Source organism: Streptomyces sp. NPDC042364 (assembly GCF_056437585.1).
On the sequence record NZ_JBWKAJ010000003.1, the window covers coordinates 215,152 to 232,094 of the forward strand.

14 protein-coding genes are annotated in these 16,943 nt (G+C 72.0%); 4 read left to right on the forward strand and 10 right to left on the reverse strand.

The genetic code is table 11. The features are described 5' to 3' along the window. Positions 1 to 99: 99 nt before the first annotated feature. From AC067N_RS07480 to AC067N_RS07500, 5 genes are all read right to left on the reverse strand, one after another. Complete coding sequence (locus AC067N_RS07480) at positions 100 to 384, reverse strand: cold-shock protein (RefSeq protein ID WP_478677950.1); 285 nt, start codon at positions 382 to 384, stop codon at positions 100 to 102. A gap of 586 nt (positions 385 to 970) precedes the next feature. After that, on the reverse strand, positions 971 to 1,492 hold the full coding sequence (locus AC067N_RS07485; RefSeq protein WP_478677951.1) for a hypothetical protein: 522 nt from the start codon (positions 1,490 to 1,492) through the stop codon (positions 971 to 973). 391 nt (positions 1,493 to 1,883) lie between these two features. Next, positions 1,884 to 3,449, reverse strand: coding sequence for a vWA domain-containing protein (locus AC067N_RS07490; protein WP_478677952.1), 1,566 nt, complete (start codon positions 3,447 to 3,449; stop codon positions 1,884 to 1,886). Between the two features lie 158 nt (positions 3,450 to 3,607). Next, positions 3,608 to 4,504: an ABC transporter permease gene (locus tag AC067N_RS07495; RefSeq protein WP_478677953.1), complete on the reverse strand. Its 897-nt coding sequence runs from the start codon at positions 4,502 to 4,504 to the stop codon at positions 3,608 to 3,610. Beyond that, a complete protein-coding gene (locus tag AC067N_RS07500; RefSeq protein ID WP_478677954.1) occupies positions 4,501 to 7,161 on the reverse strand; it encodes an alpha/beta fold hydrolase in 2,661 nt (886 codons plus the stop codon). Before AC067N_RS07500 ends, AC067N_RS07495 begins: the two co-directional genes overlap by 4 nt. Before the next feature lie 285 nt (positions 7,162 to 7,446). Between AC067N_RS07500 and AC067N_RS07505 the strand changes: the two genes are divergently transcribed. Further along, positions 7,447 to 8,286 carry an SCO4651 family lipoprotein gene (locus tag AC067N_RS07505; protein WP_478677955.1) on the forward strand — a complete coding sequence of 280 codons (840 nt, stop codon included), beginning with the start codon at positions 7,447 to 7,449 and terminating at the stop codon, positions 8,284 to 8,286. 99 nt (positions 8,287 to 8,385) lie between these two features. On the opposite strand, the gene mmsA is transcribed toward AC067N_RS07505, so the two are convergent. From mmsA to iolC, 5 genes are read right to left on the reverse strand one after another with little or no spacing between them, the layout of a single operon-like run. Next, a complete protein-coding gene (mmsA, locus tag AC067N_RS07510) occupies positions 8,386 to 9,888 on the reverse strand; it encodes a CoA-acylating methylmalonate-semialdehyde dehydrogenase (RefSeq protein ID WP_478677956.1) in 1,503 nt (500 codons plus the stop codon). Positions 9,889 to 9,904: 16 nt separating this feature from the next. Further along, positions 9,905 to 11,794, reverse strand: coding sequence for a 3D-(3,5/4)-trihydroxycyclohexane-1,2-dione acylhydrolase (decyclizing) (gene iolD / locus AC067N_RS07515; protein WP_478677957.1), 1,890 nt, complete (start codon positions 11,792 to 11,794; stop codon positions 9,905 to 9,907). Next, positions 11,791 to 12,639 (reverse strand): 5-deoxy-glucuronate isomerase, encoded by an 849-nt coding sequence (gene iolB / locus AC067N_RS07520; RefSeq protein ID WP_478677958.1) that lies wholly within the window; start codon positions 12,637 to 12,639, stop codon positions 11,791 to 11,793. Before iolB ends, iolD begins: the two co-directional genes overlap by 4 nt. Before the next feature lie 7 nt (positions 12,640 to 12,646). Continuing rightward, the gene (locus tag AC067N_RS07525; protein WP_478677959.1) at positions 12,647 to 13,531 is read right to left on the reverse strand and encodes a Cgl0159 family (beta/alpha)8-fold protein; all 885 of its coding nucleotides are present in this window, start codon (positions 13,529 to 13,531) and stop codon (positions 12,647 to 12,649) included. Then, a complete protein-coding gene (gene iolC / locus AC067N_RS07530) occupies positions 13,528 to 14,478 on the reverse strand; it encodes a 5-dehydro-2-deoxygluconokinase (RefSeq protein ID WP_478677960.1) in 951 nt (316 codons plus the stop codon). Before iolC ends, AC067N_RS07525 begins: the two co-directional genes overlap by 4 nt. Positions 14,479 to 14,602: 124 nt before the next feature. Here iolC and AC067N_RS07535 point away from each other — a divergent pair, with 124 nt between their 5' ends. From AC067N_RS07535 to AC067N_RS07545, 3 genes are all read left to right on the forward strand, one after another. Beyond that, positions 14,603 to 15,520, forward strand: a complete 918-nt coding sequence (locus tag AC067N_RS07535) for a sugar phosphate isomerase/epimerase family protein (RefSeq protein ID WP_478677961.1) — start codon at positions 14,603 to 14,605, stop codon at positions 15,518 to 15,520. A 393-nt stretch (positions 15,521 to 15,913) separates the two neighbouring features. Continuing rightward, complete coding sequence (locus AC067N_RS07540) at positions 15,914 to 16,117, forward strand: helix-turn-helix transcriptional regulator (RefSeq protein ID WP_478677962.1); 204 nt, start codon at positions 15,914 to 15,916, stop codon at positions 16,115 to 16,117. A 233-nt stretch (positions 16,118 to 16,350) separates the two neighbouring features. Beyond that, entirely contained in the window at positions 16,351 to 16,941 is a 591-nt protein-coding gene (locus tag AC067N_RS07545; RefSeq protein WP_478677963.1) for a GNAT family N-acetyltransferase, read from the forward strand. Positions 16,942 to 16,943: the final 2 nt, after the last annotated feature.

Consider the following 16,943-nt stretch of genomic DNA (forward strand, 5'->3'; position numbering starts at 1 on the left):
AAGTAATGAATTTTCAATGCTTCGGTGCAGACCGCCCCAAGTGGCCCCTCCCCGGACAGGGGCCCCTTGGCGCGCGGGAGCGGGGCGCGGCGCCGTCGTTCAGCAGAGCGTCGGGGCGGGCGGCCGCGAGGGGGCGCGGGCCGCGGGCTCCTCGGCCGGGGGGCGGCGCACGACGCCTGGCGCGACGCGGCAGATGTTGTCGGCCCGGATGCCGGACGAGTCCTCGGTGACGTCGAAGAGCACCCGCTCACCCGCGAGGAGTGTGCGATCGGCGCGGCCGTGCACGGCGGAGCGGCTGGCGACGACGTCCGGTGCTCCGCCGTCCCGCGAGATGACACCCACGCCCCGGTCCTGGTCGAACCACTTCACGACGCCACTCGGCACAACAACCCCTTGCTTCCCGTGCGGTCGGACAGCGCGCGCACGCCTTGTCCTGGTCCCATGGAGGTCCGGCACACGAGACCTCCGAGTCGCGTCGCCGCCGCGAGTCACGGCCTCCCGACGCCCTCGGCCGGACCGGGGGCCGGACGACACCGACATGCTTGTCCGACGATCCCATGGCCCCGATCGGGGGACCCGTCCTCCTTCGATGCGGGCAATGCCGGGAAGCGCGCGTATCGCCCGACCCCGCAAGGGCATTGACGGAGACATGCATCGCACAGTCACCACAGAAGACCTCCTTCTCGAGCGTGAGGGCGAACCGGCCCCGCACGGGCCGCCTTTCAGAGCGTCCGCCGTGCATCCGCCCCACCCCGCCGCCCTCGGCACGCGCCGTCAGGCGGGCACCGGGCGGCTGTCGGCGCACGAGTGCACGGCGTGGCGCCGGCGGTGTCGCCGGCGGTGTGCGGCCAGGCCATCAGGCGCCCTGGCGGAGGCGCCGGAACCGGGCCGCCGGTCTGCCGGTGGCGGGGCGCGCCGGGGCTCCGCCGGTCCCGCCGCACGGCGTCGGCGGCGACCGGACCCGTCGTCGTCAGCCGGACCGGTCGCCGCTGAGCAGGCGGGCCTCCGCGGTCCGGGCTCCGCACACCGGGCAGCTGCGCCGCGTGGCGGCCTGTGCCGCGAGTGTGCCCAGCGCCTGCTGGAGGGCGGCTTCGACTGCGTCGGGGGCGAAGAGCGTTCCCCCGCCGTCGGGGCGGATCAGCCAGCGGAGGCGTCCCGACGCCCGGTGCGGGGCCGGCACCGTGATCCATGCGTCCTTGCCCAGGTATCTGACGTCCCTGCCGACCCAGCGGCCCGTGGGATCCGGTGGCAGGAAGAAGCCCACGCGGCCGGCGGCGGCGTCCGCCAGCACGGGGCCGGGCGCCCGTGGAACGCGCAGGAGGGCGTCCAGGGCCAGGACGCCCAACTCCTCCGGCACGCTCAGCACATCCCAGAACCGTCCGCAGGCGAGTACTGCGACGCCGCTTTCTCCGTGCCACCGCCTTTTGCAGTCGCGTGGATCGGTCGCGGCAGCGGCGAGCCACTCCGTGGCCTGCCCGCTGATGGTTCGCATGAGGTTCCTCCGGATCCGTCGGACGCGGCGTTCTCCCCCTCACAGCCAAGGCTGGTCAGACCCGGCCTGTTCATGCTGATGGATACCCGCGTCGGGCGGAAGGGGTGGCGTGCCATGGCGAATTCCCCTGGAGCGTTTGATATCGGGTTCACGCTCCTCTCTGCACTCTGAAGATCATCCAAGAATATGAATGAAACTTCCCTGTGGGCTCGGCTCCGTCGATCATGGCTGAGGGTCTGGCGAAAGGTCCGTGCGGTACCGCGTCGGCGCTCCGGTGGTGAGGCCCCTCTGGACGCCCTGGTGGAGACGGCACGGCGGCTCGACTACGGTGCCGGCCGGTGCGACGGCACCGACGACGCGAGCGGTGAGCGATGACGTGGCCCCGGTGTGCTCAGCGGCGCAGCGCGGCTGCCTTCTCGATGGCCTCCGCGAGGGCGCGCAGATCGCCGTCCTCATGGTCTCGTGCCAGCTCCCACGCCCGCTCGGCGAGCACTCCGAGTGGCGGCCGGCCCGGGAGCGCCGGCCCGAGGCCGGCACCGTCGCGCAGGGCGTCCGCGAAGTAGGCGGCGACGACGGCCACTTGAAGGCCCCGGGGGGAGGTCCACAGATCGCTGTGGAGGGCCGGGGCCTCGATGTCCGCGGATTCCTCGTGCGGGGTGCGGCTGTCGGGGTCGAGCCAGCGGACGGTGGCCGTCGCGAGGTGGCCGGCTTCGGCGCCCGCCCTGGTGCGGACGGCGTAGAGGGCTGTGACGGTATGGCCGGGGCCGACCTCGCCGCCGTCCACGGTGTCGTCGCGGAAGTCCTCGTCGGCGACCTGCCGGTTGTCGTAGCCGATGAGGCGGAACTCCTCGACCGTCGCCGGGTCGAAGGCGACCTGGGCCTTGGCGTCGCGGGCGGTGAGGTCGATGTGGCGCGGAAGTTGCTCGCAGAAGACCTCCTCGGCCTCCTTCTCCGTGGACACGTACGTGGTGTGGCCGTCGCCCCGGTCGGCGAGGCGTTCCATGAGGGCGTCGCCGTAGTCGCTGCCGACGCCGACGCCGAAGAGGGTGATGCCGTGTTCGCGGCGCTCGTTCCCGATGCGTTCGAGGATGGTGTCGGCGTCGGTCTCGCCGGTGTTGGCGAGGGCGTCGGAGAGCAGCACGACCCGGTTGGTGGCGCCTTCGCGCAGTCCCTCGACGGCGCTCTCGTATCCGGTCTCGACGCCCGCGCCGAGGTTGGTGGAGTCGGTGGGCTCCAGGCTGTCGACGGCGTCGTGGATCCTGGCCCGGTTGCCGTCGAGGCGGGTCATCGGCAGGACGGTCTCGGCGGTGTCGCTGAAGGTGACAAGGGCGACGGAGTCGTTGTCGCGGAGCCGGTCCGTCATCCTGCCGAGGGCGTCCTGGGCGAGGTCGAGCCGGCCGGGTTCGGCCATGGAGCCGGAGACGTCGATGACGAAGGTGAGGGCGGCGGGCGGTCGTTCGCGGTCGCTCTCCGCGGCGCGGGTGGCCAGGCCCACGCGGATCAGGGACCAGCCGTCGTCCCCGGTGCGGGCGCCGTCGACGGTGACCGAGAAGCCGTCGCCGTCCGGGCGCTCGTAGTCCTGGCGGAAGCTGTTGACGAACTCCTCCGGGCGGACGGTCGTCGGGTCGGGCAGGCTGCCGTCCTCCAGGGTGCGGCGGGCGTAGCCGTAGGAGGCGGTGTCGACGTCCAGGGCGAAGGTGGAGAGATGGTCGGGCGACGGGGCGATGTCGCGGGACTCGCCGTCCGGCTGCTCGCCGCGCCGCTCACCGGTTCCGTCGGGGGCGGGGGCCGGGAAGCCGTCGGCGGTGCGGCCGCCGCCCTTCGAGCGGTCGTATCCCGAGGAGTCGCCGTCGCCGCTGCGGCCGCAGCCGGTGAGGAGCAGGGCCCCGGCGGTGGCCAGGGCGAGGAGTGCGGTGGTCAGTCGTCGTGTCGTCCCTGTGCTGCCGTACGTGTGCATCGGGCCCCCTCGGCACGTCGTCCGTCGCCGCTGTCGTGGGCGACTGTTGTGACTGTGACGGCCGGAGGGGCCCGTTCGTGCGTTCCGGGGCGTTGCGGATGGGTCTCGAAGCGGCCACGACGGGGCCCGCCGAGACCGGTGGGTGATCCTCCGTTGACCTACGAGACCACGTCCTTGCGGGCGAAACCGCGGAAGGCCAGGGCGAACAGGACCAGCGCGTACGTTACCGAGACCGAGACGCCCTGGATCATGTCGGTGTAGTCGGGCTGCGGGCGGACGACGTCGAGCCAGGCGTACTGCCAGTGCGCGGGCAGGAAGTGGCGCCAGTCGCCGAGGGCGGTCACCTCGTCCAGGACGTTGCCGATGATGGTGAGGCCCACGGCTCCGCCGACCGCGCCGAGCGGGGCGTCGGTCCTGGTGGAGAGCCAGAACGCCATGCCCGCGGTGACCAGTTGGGACACGAAGACGTACCCGACGGTGATCACCAGGGCCTGGGCGGCGGCGCCCGGGGACAGTTCGCCGCCCGTGGGCAGTTCCAGCGGGCCCCAGCCGTAGGCGACCGTGCCGATGGCGAGGGCGACGACCGGGAGCAGCACCAGTGCCGCGAGGCTGAGGGTGAGGCCCACGACGAGCTTGGACCACAGCAGCCGGGCGCGGGGTACGGGCGCGGCGAGGAGGTAGCGCAGGGAGGACCAGCTGGCCTCCGAGGCGACGGTGTCGCCGCAGAACAGCGCGACCGGGATGACCAGCAGGAACCCGGCGGCGGCGAAGAGGTTCACCGCGGCGAAGTTGGCGCCGGACGCGGTCGCCGTGTCCATCAGGTTGACCCGGTTGTTGCCCTCGCCCGGGGTACCGCCGACCTGGAAGGCGATCACCAGGATGATCGGCAGGGCGAACAGGATGCCGCCCATGACCATCGTGCGCCGGCGCTTCAGCTGCCGGACCAGCTCGACCCGCAGGGGAAGGGTGCGCCCCGCGCGGTAGCCGTCGGCGACCTCGACGGGGGTCGTGTGCCCGGGTTCTGCGTGCTCGGCACGCTTCTCCAGCGTGCTCATGCGGACTCTCCGATCAGGGTGAGGAAGGCGTCTTCGAGGCGGCGGTGGGGGCCGACCGCGTCGACGGGGACCTCCAGCCTGACCAGCTCGGCGATCAGCCGCCGGGCGCTGCCGTCGGCGTCGAGGCGGACGACCAGTCCGCCGTCGGCGCGTACGGCCGAGTCGACGCCGGGCAGTGCCGCGATCTTTTCGACGACGGGGTCCTCCACGGGGGTGGAGGTGCCGACCAGCAGGGTGTCGCCGGAGCCGACGATCTCGCCGACCGGGCCCGCCTGGACGAGCTGTCCGTGGTCCATGACAACGAGGTGGGTGCAGGTCTGCTCGACCTCGGCCAGCAGGTGGCTGGAGACGATGACGGTGCGGCCGGCCGCCGCGTACCGGATCATGACCTCGCGCATCTCGCGGATCTGCGGCGGGTCGAGGCCGTTCGTCGGCTCGTCGAGGATCAGCAGGTCGGGCAGGCCGAGCATGGCCTGGGCGATGGCCAGGCGCTGGCGCATGCCCTGGGAGTAGGTGCGCACCGCGCGGGCGAGGGCGTCGCCGAGGCCGGCGATCTCCAGTGCCTCGTCCAGGTGGGCGTCCTCGGCCGGGCGGCCGGTGGCCCGCCAGTACAGCTCCAGGTTCTCCCGGCCGGACAGGTGCGGGAGGAAGCCCGCGCCCTCGACGAAGGCGCCGACGCGGGACAGCACGGGCGCGCCCGGCACGATCGCGTGGCCGAAGACGCGGATCTCGCCGCCGTCCGGCCGGATCAGGCCCATCAGCATGCGCAGGGTCGTGGTCTTGCCGGCGCCGTTCGGGCCGAGGAGACCGAGCACCTGGCCCTTCTCGACGCGGAAGGACAGGTCGCGGACGCTGTACCGGTCGCCGTTCTTGTACTTCTTGCTCAGATCGGTGATCTGGAGCGGGACCTCGGCGAGCGCCGGGTCGGGAGCGGGGGTCGTGATACGGCGGCGGCCGGTGACGAGCAGGGCGGCCGCGACGACCGCCCCGCCGATCGGCAGGTACCAGACCCAGGCGGGCAGGACGTCCGCGCGGTCGGCCCCGCCGAGCGGGGTCGGCACCTCCAGGTCCCCCTTCAGCGAGACGGTGTACGTCGCAGGGGCGGCCGGGGAGGCGTAGCCGAGGTCGGTGGAGGCGAGGACCAGGCGCAGGCTGTGGCCGTCGTCGAGTTCGTGGTCGATGGCCGGGAGGGTGAGCCTCACGTCCTTGCCGGACTTCGCGCCCCGGACCCGGACGGGCTCGACGAGCTGGGACGGCAGGACCTGGGAACGGCCGTCCGGGCCGACGTCGTAGACCTTGGCGAAGAGGACGGCGTCGTCGCCGGTGGACTTCACATGGACGGTGGCCGTGGGCGAGCCGGTGATCTGGAGGTCGTCCGTGACGGGCTTCGACTGGAACGCGGCGAACTGGCCGGGGAAGTCCAGCGAGAGGCTCACGCCGAGCGAGGACAGCTGGGTGAGGCCGCCGGTGGCGGCGCCGATGCCGGGCAGGGCCGAGACGGCGGGCGGGCTGGCGCCGGCGGGGTTCTCGAAGCTCTGCTCGCGTCCGGTGAGGGCGATGGACCGCCGGTCGCTCTCCAGGCCCGGGTAGCTGTCGTCGGTGGTGCCGCTCAGCCGGGGCTCGCCGTCGCCGGAGCCGGTGCCGAGGGTGCGGGTGACGCGGAACGCCGAGCCGGTGCCGGCGCTCTCGTCGCCCTTCAGATAGCGGTCGAACCAGGCGTTGACGCGGGACTGGACACGGCCGGTCTCCATGTCGCCGCCGTCGTGGCCGCCGGAGATCCAGTCGACGTCGACGGGCGCGCCGTTGGCCTTGATCGCCTTGGCGGCGGCGTCGGCCTGGCCGAGCGGGAAGAGGGAGTCGGTCTGGCCCTGGAGCAGCAGCGTGGGCACCTGGATGCGGTCGCCGACGGCCTCGGGGCTGCGCTCTTCGAGGAGCTTGACCGCCTCCGCGTCCGGCTCACCGGACTCGGCGACCCGCTCGTACATCGCGCACAGGTCGGCCTCGAACTTCGCGCAGCCGCCGCCGGTGTTGAAGAAGAGGCCGGCCCAGAGCTTCTTGTACACACCGTTCGGGAACAGGGCGTCCGCGAGGTTCCAGTACGTGATCGCCGGGGCGATGGCGTCGACCCGGTCGTCGTACCCGGCGGCCAGCAGTGAGATCGCCCCGCCGTAGGAGGCGCCGGCGGCGCCCACCCGCGGGTCGCCCTTCCTGTCCAGCCGGACCTCTGGGCGCTTCGCGAGCCAGTCGATCAGCCGGGAGACGTCGGAGACCTCGGCCTCGGGGTCGTTCAGCCCGATCTTTCCGGTGGAGTCGCCGAAGCCGCGCGCCGACCAGGTCAGCACCGCGTAGCCGTCGCGGGCGAGGTCCTCGGCCTGGCGCCGGACGTCCTTCTTGCTGCCGCCGAAGCCGTGCCCGAGCAGGACGGCCGGGCGGCGGCCGTCCGGGCCGGAGGTGAAGTACGAGGTGTCGATGCGTACGCCCTCGCCCATGGCCATGACCTGGTCCGTGCGCTTCACCGGCGCCGCTTCGTCCGAGGCGGTGGCCGTCCACGTGCCCGCGCCGGCGAGCACGACGACGGCGGCCGCGGCGGCGACGGTCCGCCGCGGACTCCGCCGCAGCGCGCCACGCAGTCGCAGTCCGGGCAGTCGAAGATCCATGCGTCAACGGTACGGGGCTCCGTCGGCACCCCACGGCAGCCTCCGGTCGGATCAGTGAGCCATCCCACAGTCGTACGGGCGGATTTCGCCATACAGCGGTCGCGGTACGCGGGGGCGCGGCGCGGACTGACAGCAACCTGATAAGCGGACCGCCGGCCCTCGGCCTGCCGGGGCGCCGAGCGGCCGCTTTTTCCAGTGGCGGGAGTGTCGGTGGGGCCGGATAGAGTCGCCCCTCACAACTGACACACATGTCCGGCAGGGGCAGGGATCTTCGGGGTGGGACACATGAAGCTGCGGCAGACCGCGGCCTGGGTGGGGGTCACGGCGACGGCGCTCCTGGCGGTGACGGCGTGCGGCGGCGCGGAGAGCGTCAGGCGGGCAGCCGAGACGGTCGACAAGTCCGACGCGATCCTGGCGGCGCTGACGCGGGCCACGGACCGGACCGAGGAGCTGGGCTCCGCCGAGGTGGAGATGACCGCCGACACGGGTGACGGCCCGGTCACCATGGAGGGCACGTACTCCTGGGGCGACGGCTACGCGTACGACATCGAGATGGACACCAGGGCCGCCGGGATGCAGGACCTGACGGACGACCCGACCATCCACGCCCTCTTCGTGGACGGCGCCTACTACTACAACGTCGACCCCATGACCTCCGGTCCCTACAAGGGCAAGGAGTGGCTGAAGGTCGACGGGTCGGTGGTGTTCGGCGAGAAGGGCGCGCAGGCCTTCAGCGGCGGCAGCGGGGCGAGCCCGGCGGCGTCCATGCGGAGCCTGAAGTACGCGAAGGGCTTCGAGGACCTCGGCGAGGAGCGCGTGGACGGGCGGTCCGCCACCCACTACCGGGCCGTGCTCGGCAGGGAGCAGATGGGCAGGTTCCAGGACGCCTTCTCCGGTGAGGGCAGCATGCTGGACTCGGTGACCGGGGGCGCCGACAAGGTCACGATGGACGTGTGGGTCGGCGCCGACGACCTGCCGGTCCGGCTGCGCCAGAAGATGGGCGCCATGACCGTCACCATGGACTTCGAGAAGTTCGGCGCCACCGCCGAGGTGAAGGTCCCGCCCGCCGGGGAGACCGCCGACGTCAGCGAGGCTCTGCGGGAGAACCTGGGGCAGCAGGGCTGACCCGGGGGCCCGGACGCGGCGGCCGGGGCCGGTCCCCGACCCGGACACGGCGGTGCCCCGCCCCTTCCCGCGAGGGTGGGGGCGGGGCACCGTACGGCCTCAGTGGTTGCGCGGGAAGCCCAGGTCGACGCCGGTCGGGCCGTCGGCCGGGTCGGGCCAGCGGGTCGTGACGACCTTGCCCCGGGTGTAGAAGTGGGTGCCGTCGTTGCCGTAGATGTGGTGGTCGCCGAAGAGGGAGTCCTTCCAGCCGCCGAAGGAGTGGTAGCCCACCGGGACCGGGATCGGGACGTTCACGCCGACCATGCCGGCCTCGACCTCCAGCTGGAAGCGGCGGGCGGCGCCGCCGTCCCGCGTGAAGATCGCGGTGCCGTTGCCGAAGGGCGAGGCGTTGATGAGGGCCATGCCCTCCTCGTAGGTGTCGACGCGGAGCACGCACAGGACGGGGCCGAAGATCTCGTCCTGGTAGGCCTTGGCCGTGGTGGGCACCTTGTCGAGGAGCGAGATGCCGATCCAGTGGCCGTCCTCGAAGCCGTCGACCGTGTAGCCGGTGCCGTCGAGGACCACCTGGGCGCCCTCGGCCGCCGCGCCCGTCACGTACGAGGCCACCTTGTCGCGGTGGACCTTGGTGATCAGCGGGCCCATCTCGGAGGCCGGGTCGTTGCCGGGGCCGATCTTGATCTTCTCGGCGCGCTCGCGGATCTTGTCCACCAGCTCGTCGCCGATCGCGCCGACCGCGACGACCGCGGAGATCGCCATGCAGCGCTCACCGGCCGAGCCGTACGCGGCGGAGACGGCGGCGTCCGCCGCGGCGTCCAGGTCGGCGTCCGGGAGGACCAGCATGTGGTTCTTGGCGCCGCCCAGGGCCTGGACGCGCTTGCCGTTCGCGGAGGCCGTGGTGTGGATGTAGCGGGCGATGGGGGTGGAACCGACGAAGGAGACCGCCTTGACGTCCGGGTGCTCCAGGAGGCGGTCGACGGCCACCTTGTCGCCGTGGACGACGTTGAAGACACCGTCGGGCAGCCCGGCCTCGGCCAGCAGCTCGGCGATCTTCATGGACGCCGAGGGGTCCTTCTCGGACGGCTTCAGCACGAAGGTGTTGCCGCACGCGATGGCGATGGGGAACATCCACATCGGGACCATCGCCGGGAAGTTGAACGGCGTGATGCCCGCGACGACACCCAGCGGCTGGCGGATCGAGGAGACGTCCACACGGCTCGCGACCTGCGTCGACAGCTCGCCCTTCAGCTGCACGGTGATGCCGCACGCCAGGTCGACGATCTCCAGGCCGCGCGCGACCTCGCCGAGCGCGTCCGAGTGCACCTTGCCGTGCTCGGCGGTGATCAGCTCCGCGATCGCGTCCCGGTTGGCGTCCAGCAGCGCGCGGAACTTGAACAGGATCGAGGTGCGCTGGGCCAGCGAGGACTGGCCCCAGGTGGCGAAGGCCTCCTTGGCGGTGCGTACCGCCGCGTCGACCTCGTCGACGGTCGCGAAGGCGACCTTGGTGGTGACCGCGCCGGTCGCCGGGTCCGTGACCGGACCGAACGTACCCGACGCGCCCTCGACGGTCTTGCCGCCGATCCAGTGGTTGACGATCTTCGTCATGCCGAAAGACTCCTTCTTACAGATGGCGGCGTCGGGTAGAGACGTGCCGGTCGTACTCCTCGCGTGCCTTGACCGCCGACGCTCGGGTCGCGGTCTCGGCCACAGGTACATCCCACCAGGCCTGCGCCGGGGGCGGGCCCGACACTGTGTCTGCGGTTTCGGTCTCCACGTAGACACAAGTGGGAGTGTCGGCGGCCCGGGCCTCGGCGAGGGCGGTCCGCAGTTCGCGGACGGTCTTGGCGCGCAGGACGCGCATGCCGAGGCTGGCCGCGTTGGCGGCGAGGTCCACGGGCAGCGGGGCGCCCGTGAACGTGCCGTCGGCGGGGTTGCGGTGGCGGTAGGCGGTGCCGAACCGCTCCCCGCCGACCGACTCCGACAGGCCGCCGATGGAGGCGTACCCGTGGTTCTGCACCAGCAGCATCTTGATCGGCACGTTCTCCTGCACGGCCGTGACGATCTCCGTCGGCATCATCAGATACGTGCCGTCGCCGACCAGCGCCCACACCGGGCGCCCGGGAGCGGCCATGCCGACACCGATCGCGGCCGGGATCTCGTAGCCCATGCAGGAGTAGCCGTACTCCAGGTGGTACTGGTCCCGCGACCGCGCCCGCCACAGTTTGTGCAGGTCACCGGGGAGGGATCCGGCCGCGTTGATGAGGATGTCGGACTCGTCGACGATCTCGTCGAGGAGGCCGAGGACCTGGGCCTGGGTGGGCCGGGTGTCCGGCTCCTCCGCCTCGTAGCAGGCGTCGACCCGGTGCTCCCAGCGCTGCTTGTCCTCGGTGTACTCGGAGACATACGCGTCCGCGACCCGGTGCCCGTGCAGTTCCAGCGCCTCGGCCAGCTCTTCCAGGCCGGCCCGCGCGTCCGCGATCAGCGGCAGCCCGGAGAGCTTGTGGCCGTCGAAGGGCGCGATGTTGAGGTTGAGGAAGCGGACACCGTCGGCGGCGAAGAGGGTGCCGGAGGCGGTGGTGAAGTCCGTGTACCGGGTGCCCACGCCGATCACCAGGTCGGCGGTGCGGGCGAGTTCGTTGGACGTCGCGGTGCCGGTGTGGCCGATGCCCCCGACGTCCTGCGGGTGGTCGTGGCGCAGGGAGCCCTTGCCGGCCTGGGTGGAGGAGACGGGGATGCCGGTGGTGGCGGCGAGTTCGGCGAGCGCCTCCTCGGCGCGGGCGTGGTGGACACCGCCGCCGGCGACGATCAGCGGACGGCGGGCCTCTCGGATCGCCCGTACCGCGTCGGCGAGTTCGGCCTGGTCCGGCGCGGGCCGCCGTACGTGCCAGGTGCGTTCGGCGAAGAACTCCTCCGGCCAGTCGTACGCCTCCGCCTGCACGTCCTGTGGCAGGGCGAGGGTCACGGCGCCCGTGTCGACGGGGTCCGCGAGCACCCGCATCGCCTGGAGGGCGGCCGGGATCAGCGCCTCGGGGCGGGTGACCCGGTCGAAGTAGCGCGACACCGGGCGCAGTGCGTCGTTGACGCTGATGTCGCCCGCGTACGGCACTTCGAGCTGCTGGAGGACGGGGTCCGCGGGCCGGGTCGCGAAGATGTCGCCGGGCAGGAGCAGCACCGGGAGGTGGTTGATGGTGGCGAGGGCGGCGCCGGTGACGACGTTGGTGGCGCCGGGGCCGATCGACGTCGTCACCGCGTGTGTGGACAGCCTGCCCGACTGCCGGGCGTAGCCGACGGCCGCGTGCACCATGGCCTGTTCGTTGCGGCCCTGGTGGTAGGGCATGACGTCGGTGTACTCGACGAGCGCCTGGCCCAGTCCCGCGACGTTGCCGTGGCCGAAGATGCCCCAGGTGGCGCCGATCAGCCGCTGCCGCTCGCCGTCGCGCTCGGTGTACTGGGCGGCGAGGAACCGCACCAGTGCCTGGGCGACGGTGAGCCGCGTGGTCCCGGTGGTCATCGGTACCCCTCCGTGTGATCGGGATGGAAGCAGATCCGCCACTGCCGCTCGCTGCCCGGACCGGCCATCACGTTCAGGTAGTACATGCTGTGGCCGGGCTGTGCGATGGACGGGCCGTGCCAGCCGTCGGGGACGAGGACGGCGTCACCCGAGCGGACCTCGGCGAGCACGTCGGAGCCGCCCTCGCGGGAGGGGAACACGCGCTGGTAGCCGAAGCCGTTCGGGCCGTCGATCTCGAAGTAGTAGATCTCCTCCAGCTCGGTCTCCTCCCCCGGCCGGTTCTCGTCGTGCTTGTGCGGCGGGTACGAGGACCAGTTGCCGCCCGGGGTGATGACCTCGACGGTGATGAGCTTGTCGCACTCGAAGGCGTCGGCGGAGGCGAAGTTGCGCACCTGGCGGGCGCAGTTGCCGCTGCCGCGGTCTTCGACGGGAACCTCCGGCGCGGGGCCGTAGCGGGCGGGGAGTCGTCGCTCGCACCTCGCTCCTGCCAAAGCGAAGCGGCCTCCCGCGCCGGAGGCGATCTGTACCCGGGAGTCGCGGGGCGCGTAGACGAAGTCGGAGACTCCGGCGAACACGTCCTCGCGGCCCAGGATGTCGAACTCTGCGGTACCGTCGCCGTCCGATGCGCTCGGATCCTCCGATACCCGCACCGTACAGGCGCCGTTGAGGGACAGCACGATCCACTCGCTGTCCCCGGCGGCGAAGGCGTGCGTGCCGCCCGGCTCCAACTCCACCACGCGCAGGCTGCTGTGGGTCCAGCCGGCCAGCTCGGGGTCGATGTCGAGGGTGTAGTCCCCCTGGGCGGTCGTCCCCTTGGGGACGTACAGCTCGGTCTTGTGTGTCATGCGGCCCTCACAGCAGTCCTACGGCGGTGTCCACGGCGGCGGTCACGTCGCCGTCCGCCGGGTAGAGCAACGAGCGGCCGACCACCAGGCCCTGGACGGTGGGCAGTTGCAGCGCGCCCCGCCACTTCTCGTACGCGCCCTCCTGGTCCTCGCCGACATCTCCGCCGAGGAGGACGGCGGGCAGGGTCGAGGTCTCCATGACGCGGGCCATGTCGTCGGGGTTCTCGGTGACCGGCACCTTCAGCCAGGTGTACGCGGAGGTGCCGCCGAGTCCGGCGGCTATGGCGATCGACCGGGTGACCGCGTCGGCGCTCAGGTCGTTCCTGACCCTGCCGGTGGCGGGGTCGCGGCGGCTGATGAACGGTTCGACAAAGACCGGGAGCCGCCGCTCGGCCATGGCGTCCACGGCGTGCGCGGTGGACTCCAGGGTGTCGAGGGAGCCGGGGTCGTCGTAGTCGACGCGCAGCAGCAGCTTGCCCGCGTCGAAGCGGAGGCGCTCGATGTCCTGGGGGCGGTGGCCGGTGAAGCGGTCGTCCAGTTCGAAGGAGGCGCCCGCGAGTCCGCCGCGGTTCATCGAGCCCATGACGACCTTGCCGTCGAGGGCGCCGAGGAGGAGCAGGTCGTCGAGGATGTCGGCGGTCGCCAGCACCCCGTCGACGCCGGGCCGGCCGAGGGCCAGGCACAGCCGTTCGAGGAGGTCGGCGCGGTTCGCCATGGCGAGCCTGCGGTCGCCGACGGAGAGGGCGCCGCGGGCCGGGTGGTCGGCGGCGACGATCATCAGCCGGCCGGAGTCGCCGACCAGGGGGCGGCGGACCCGCCGGGCGGCGGCCTCGGCGATCGCCTCGGGGTGGTGGACCCGGGTGCGGACCAGGGCGGAGACGTCGATGCTCACCGCACTTCTCCCGCCGTGACCGCGGCTTCGATCTCCTCGGCCGTGGGCATCGCCGAGGAGCACTCCAGGCGGGAGGCGACGATGGCGCCGGCGGCGTTGGCGTGCCGCATGATCCTCTCCAGGTCCCAGCCTTCGAGCAGGCCGTGGCAGAGGGACCCGCCGAAGGCGTCCCCGGCACCCAGTCCGTTGAGGACGTTCACCGGGAGCGGTGGCACCTCGGCCGTCCTGCCGTCGCGGTGCACGGCCAGTACGCCCCTGGGTCCCTGCTTCACCACGGCGAGTTCCACCCCGGCGGCCAGCAGGGCCTCGGCGGCGGCGTGCGGCTCGCGGACGCCGGTGGCGACCTCGACCTCGTCGAGGTTGCCGACGGCGACGGTGGTGTGGCGCAGGGCCTCCTCGTAGAAGGGGCGGGCCGCGGCCGGCTCGGTCCAGAACATGGGGCGCCAGTCGAGGTCGAAAACGGTTATGCCCGCCTTGGCCCGGTGGGCGAGGGCCGCGAGCGTCGCCGTGCGGCTGGGCTCCTCGCTCAGGCCGGTGCCGGTGACCCAGAAGACACGGGCCGCGCGGATGGCCTCCAGGTCCAGCTCGTGGGCGTCGATCTCCAGGTCCGGCGCCTTGGGGCGGCGGTAGAAGTACAGCGGGAAGTCGTCCGGCGGGAAGACCTCGCAGAAGGTGATCGGGGTGGCGAGGCCGGGGACCGGTGTCACCCAGCGGTCGTCGACGCCGAAGTCCCGCAGCGCCTGGTGGAGGTACTCGCCGAACGGGTCCTGGCCCGTGCGGGTGATGACGGCGGTGTCCCGGCCGAGCCGGGCGGCGGCCACCGCGACGTTCGTCGCCGATCCGCCGAGGAACTTCCCGAAGGACGTCACCTGCGGCAGCGGGACGCCCGTCTGCAACGGGTAGAGGTCCACACCGATCCGCCCCATGGTGATCAGGTCGTACGCCATCGAGTTCCCTTCACGCTCCGGTTCCGTCAAGGTCTAGCCCCGCGGGAGCGACCCTGTCAATGTTTTGTCCAGACATTCGGACTACCTATTGACACCCTTCGGTTCCGGCCTGAAGCTGGCCGCCATGACGTCGTTGTCACCTCAGTCCTCACTCTCGCGCATCCGGATCGGCTCGGCGCCCGACTCCTGGGGTGTGTGGTTCCCCGACGACCCCCAGCAGGTCCCCTGGCAGCGCTTCCTCGACGAGGTGGCCGCCGCCGGATACGAGTGGATCGAGCTGGGCCCCTACGGCTATCTGCCGAAGGACCCCGCCGTTCTCGCCGAGGAGACGGCCAGACGTGGCCTGAAAGTGTCGGCCGGCACGGTCTTCACCGGGCTGCACCACGGCCCCGACGTCTGGGAGAAGACCTGGGCCCACGTGGCCGACAACGCGGTCCTCGCCCAGGCCATGGGCGCCCGGCACCTCGTCGTCATCCCGTCCTTCTGGCGGGACGACAAGACGGGCGAGGTGCTGGAGCCCAGCGAGCTGACCGTGGAGCAGTGGCGGCACCTCACCCAGCTCACCGAGCGGCTCGGGCGGGAGGTGCGGGAGCGGTACGGCCTGAAGATCGTCGTCCACCCGCACGCCGACACCCACATCGACAGCGAGGAGAACGTCGTCCGCTTCCTGGACGGCACGGACCCCTCGGTGGTGTCGCTGTGCCTCGACACCGGGCACTACGCGTACTGCGGCGGGGACAGCGTCAAGCTGATCGAGACGTACGGCGAGCGCATCGGCTACCTGCACCTCAAGCAGGTCGACCCCGAGATCCTGGCGGACGTCCGGGCCAAGGGGACGCCGTTCGGGCCCGCCGTCGCCCAGGGCGTGATGTGCGAGCCGCCGAAGGGTGTGCCCGAACTGGGGCCGGTGCTGGCGGCCGCGCAGAAGCTGGACGTGGATCTGTTCGCGATCGTCGAGCAGGACATGTATCCGTGCGAGCCGGACGCTCCGCTGCCGATCGCCAAGCGGACGCGGGCGTTCCTGAGGTCCTGCGGGGCGTAGGCGCTCCGCTGGGTTGGCCGGGCCGGGTGCTGTGGTGCTGTGGTGCTGTGGATCAGCGGCACCCGGAGTGTGCGGTGGCGCACAGCACCCGGGGGCTGGGGGATCGTCGCGAGTGCGGGTGCGTCGTGGTTGGTCGCGCAGTTCCCCGCGCCCCTACCGGGGGCGGGCGGCGGCTGCGGAGGCGCGCCCTGTTCGTCATCACTGTCACGAATGACTTGGTTCTGTCACATGTGTCACGGGTGCGCGGGGGTTGTGTCACATGTGGCCCACGGCGACTTCCCGGTGATCACTGTGCGTCGTTGAGCGAGCACAGGCTTGTGATCGCCAGCGCAGCGCCCGGCTCCCCCGACGGTCTTCCCGGCCGCCACCGCGGTGCGCGCGGGGAGGTGCCAGATGACCGACCGACGCCTCTGGTCGTACAAGGACATCGCGGCGCACATCCGTGTGCAGCCCGACACCGTCCGCTCCTACCGCAAACACGGGTTGCTGCCGCCGCCCGACCATGTGGAGGGCGGCAAGCCCTACTGGTACGCGGACACAGTCCGAGCCTGGGTCGCCTCCAGACCCGGCAACCGGGGGCGCAGGACGGTCGACTGACGACCGCGCTCACCGACCACCCGGCTTAGAGCTCCGAACAAGAGTGGAGCCCGGCTCGCGACGCCTGGCACGCACGCTCGCCGCGTTGCCGAAGCCCCTGGTAGTCCCGCTACAAGGAGCTTCCGGCGCCTTGCGATCGCACGCACCAGACGCCGCGAGCCGATCGGACTCCACTCTTGTTCGGAGCTCTTAAGCGTTTGCCCCCGTCTCCTCGCGCCGACGAGGATTCCGGGATGAGCTTCTCCGTGAAACCCGTGCTCACCGGTGAGAGGACCGTACTGCGGCCGTTCACCGCGGACGACACCGCCGTGATGGCCCGCATCCTGGCCGACCCGGACGTCATCCGGCTCACCGGCAGCCAGGACGGACCGTATGAGCCGGAGCGGCTGCGCACCTGGTACGGCAGCCGCAACGAGCAGACCGACCGTCTCGATCTGGGCATCGTGGACCGGACGAGCGGCGAGCTGGTGGGCGAGGTCGTGCTCAACGAGTGGGACGAGCCCAACCGCAGCTGCTGCCTGCGGATCCTGATCGGTCCCGACGGGAGGAATCGGGGGCTGGGCACGGAGGCCGTGCGGCTGACGGTCGGCCACGCCTTCGAACGGCTCGGCATGCACCGCGTGTCGCTGTATGTCTTCGCCCACAACCCCCGGGCCCGGCGCGCCTACGAGAAGGCGGGGTTCGTGGCCGAGGGCGTGGAGCGGCAGACGCTGTGGCAGGACGGGGAGTGGATCGACGCCGTCCGGATGTCGATCCTGGCCCCCGAGTGGGCCGCGCGTCGCGCGCGGCCCGAGACCGGCCGGGCCGACCTCACGGCTCGCTGACC

Coding starts and splice junctions, on each gene's coding strand:
- AC067N_RS07485 (WP_478677951.1), bottom strand. CDS start 1,492: ATGCGAACCATCAGCGGGCAGGCCACGGAGTGGCTCGCCGCTGCCGCG.
- AC067N_RS07490 (WP_478677952.1), bottom strand. CDS start 3,449: ATGCACACGTACGGCAGCACAGGGACGACACGACGACTGACCACCGCA.
- iolB (WP_478677958.1), bottom strand. CDS start 12,639: ATGACACACAAGACCGAGCTGTACGTCCCCAAGGGGACGACCGCCCAG.
- AC067N_RS07505 (WP_478677955.1), top strand. CDS start 7,447: ATGAAGCTGCGGCAGACCGCGGCCTGGGTGGGGGTCACGGCGACGGCG.
- iolC (WP_478677960.1), bottom strand. CDS start 14,478: ATGGCGTACGACCTGATCACCATGGGGCGGATCGGTGTGGACCTCTAC.
- AC067N_RS07540 (WP_478677962.1), top strand. CDS start 15,914: ATGACCGACCGACGCCTCTGGTCGTACAAGGACATCGCGGCGCACATC.
- mmsA (WP_478677956.1), bottom strand. CDS start 9,888: ATGACGAAGATCGTCAACCACTGGATCGGCGGCAAGACCGTCGAGGGC.
- AC067N_RS07495 (WP_478677953.1), bottom strand. CDS start 4,504: ATGAGCACGCTGGAGAAGCGTGCCGAGCACGCAGAACCCGGGCACACG.
- AC067N_RS07535 (WP_478677961.1), top strand. CDS start 14,603: ATGACGTCGTTGTCACCTCAGTCCTCACTCTCGCGCATCCGGATCGGC.
- AC067N_RS07500 (WP_478677954.1), bottom strand. CDS start 7,161: ATGGATCTTCGACTGCCCGGACTGCGACTGCGTGGCGCGCTGCGGCGG.
- iolD (WP_478677957.1), bottom strand. CDS start 11,794: ATGACCACCGGGACCACGCGGCTCACCGTCGCCCAGGCACTGGTGCGG.
- AC067N_RS07545 (WP_478677963.1), top strand. CDS start 16,351: ATGAGCTTCTCCGTGAAACCCGTGCTCACCGGTGAGAGGACCGTACTG.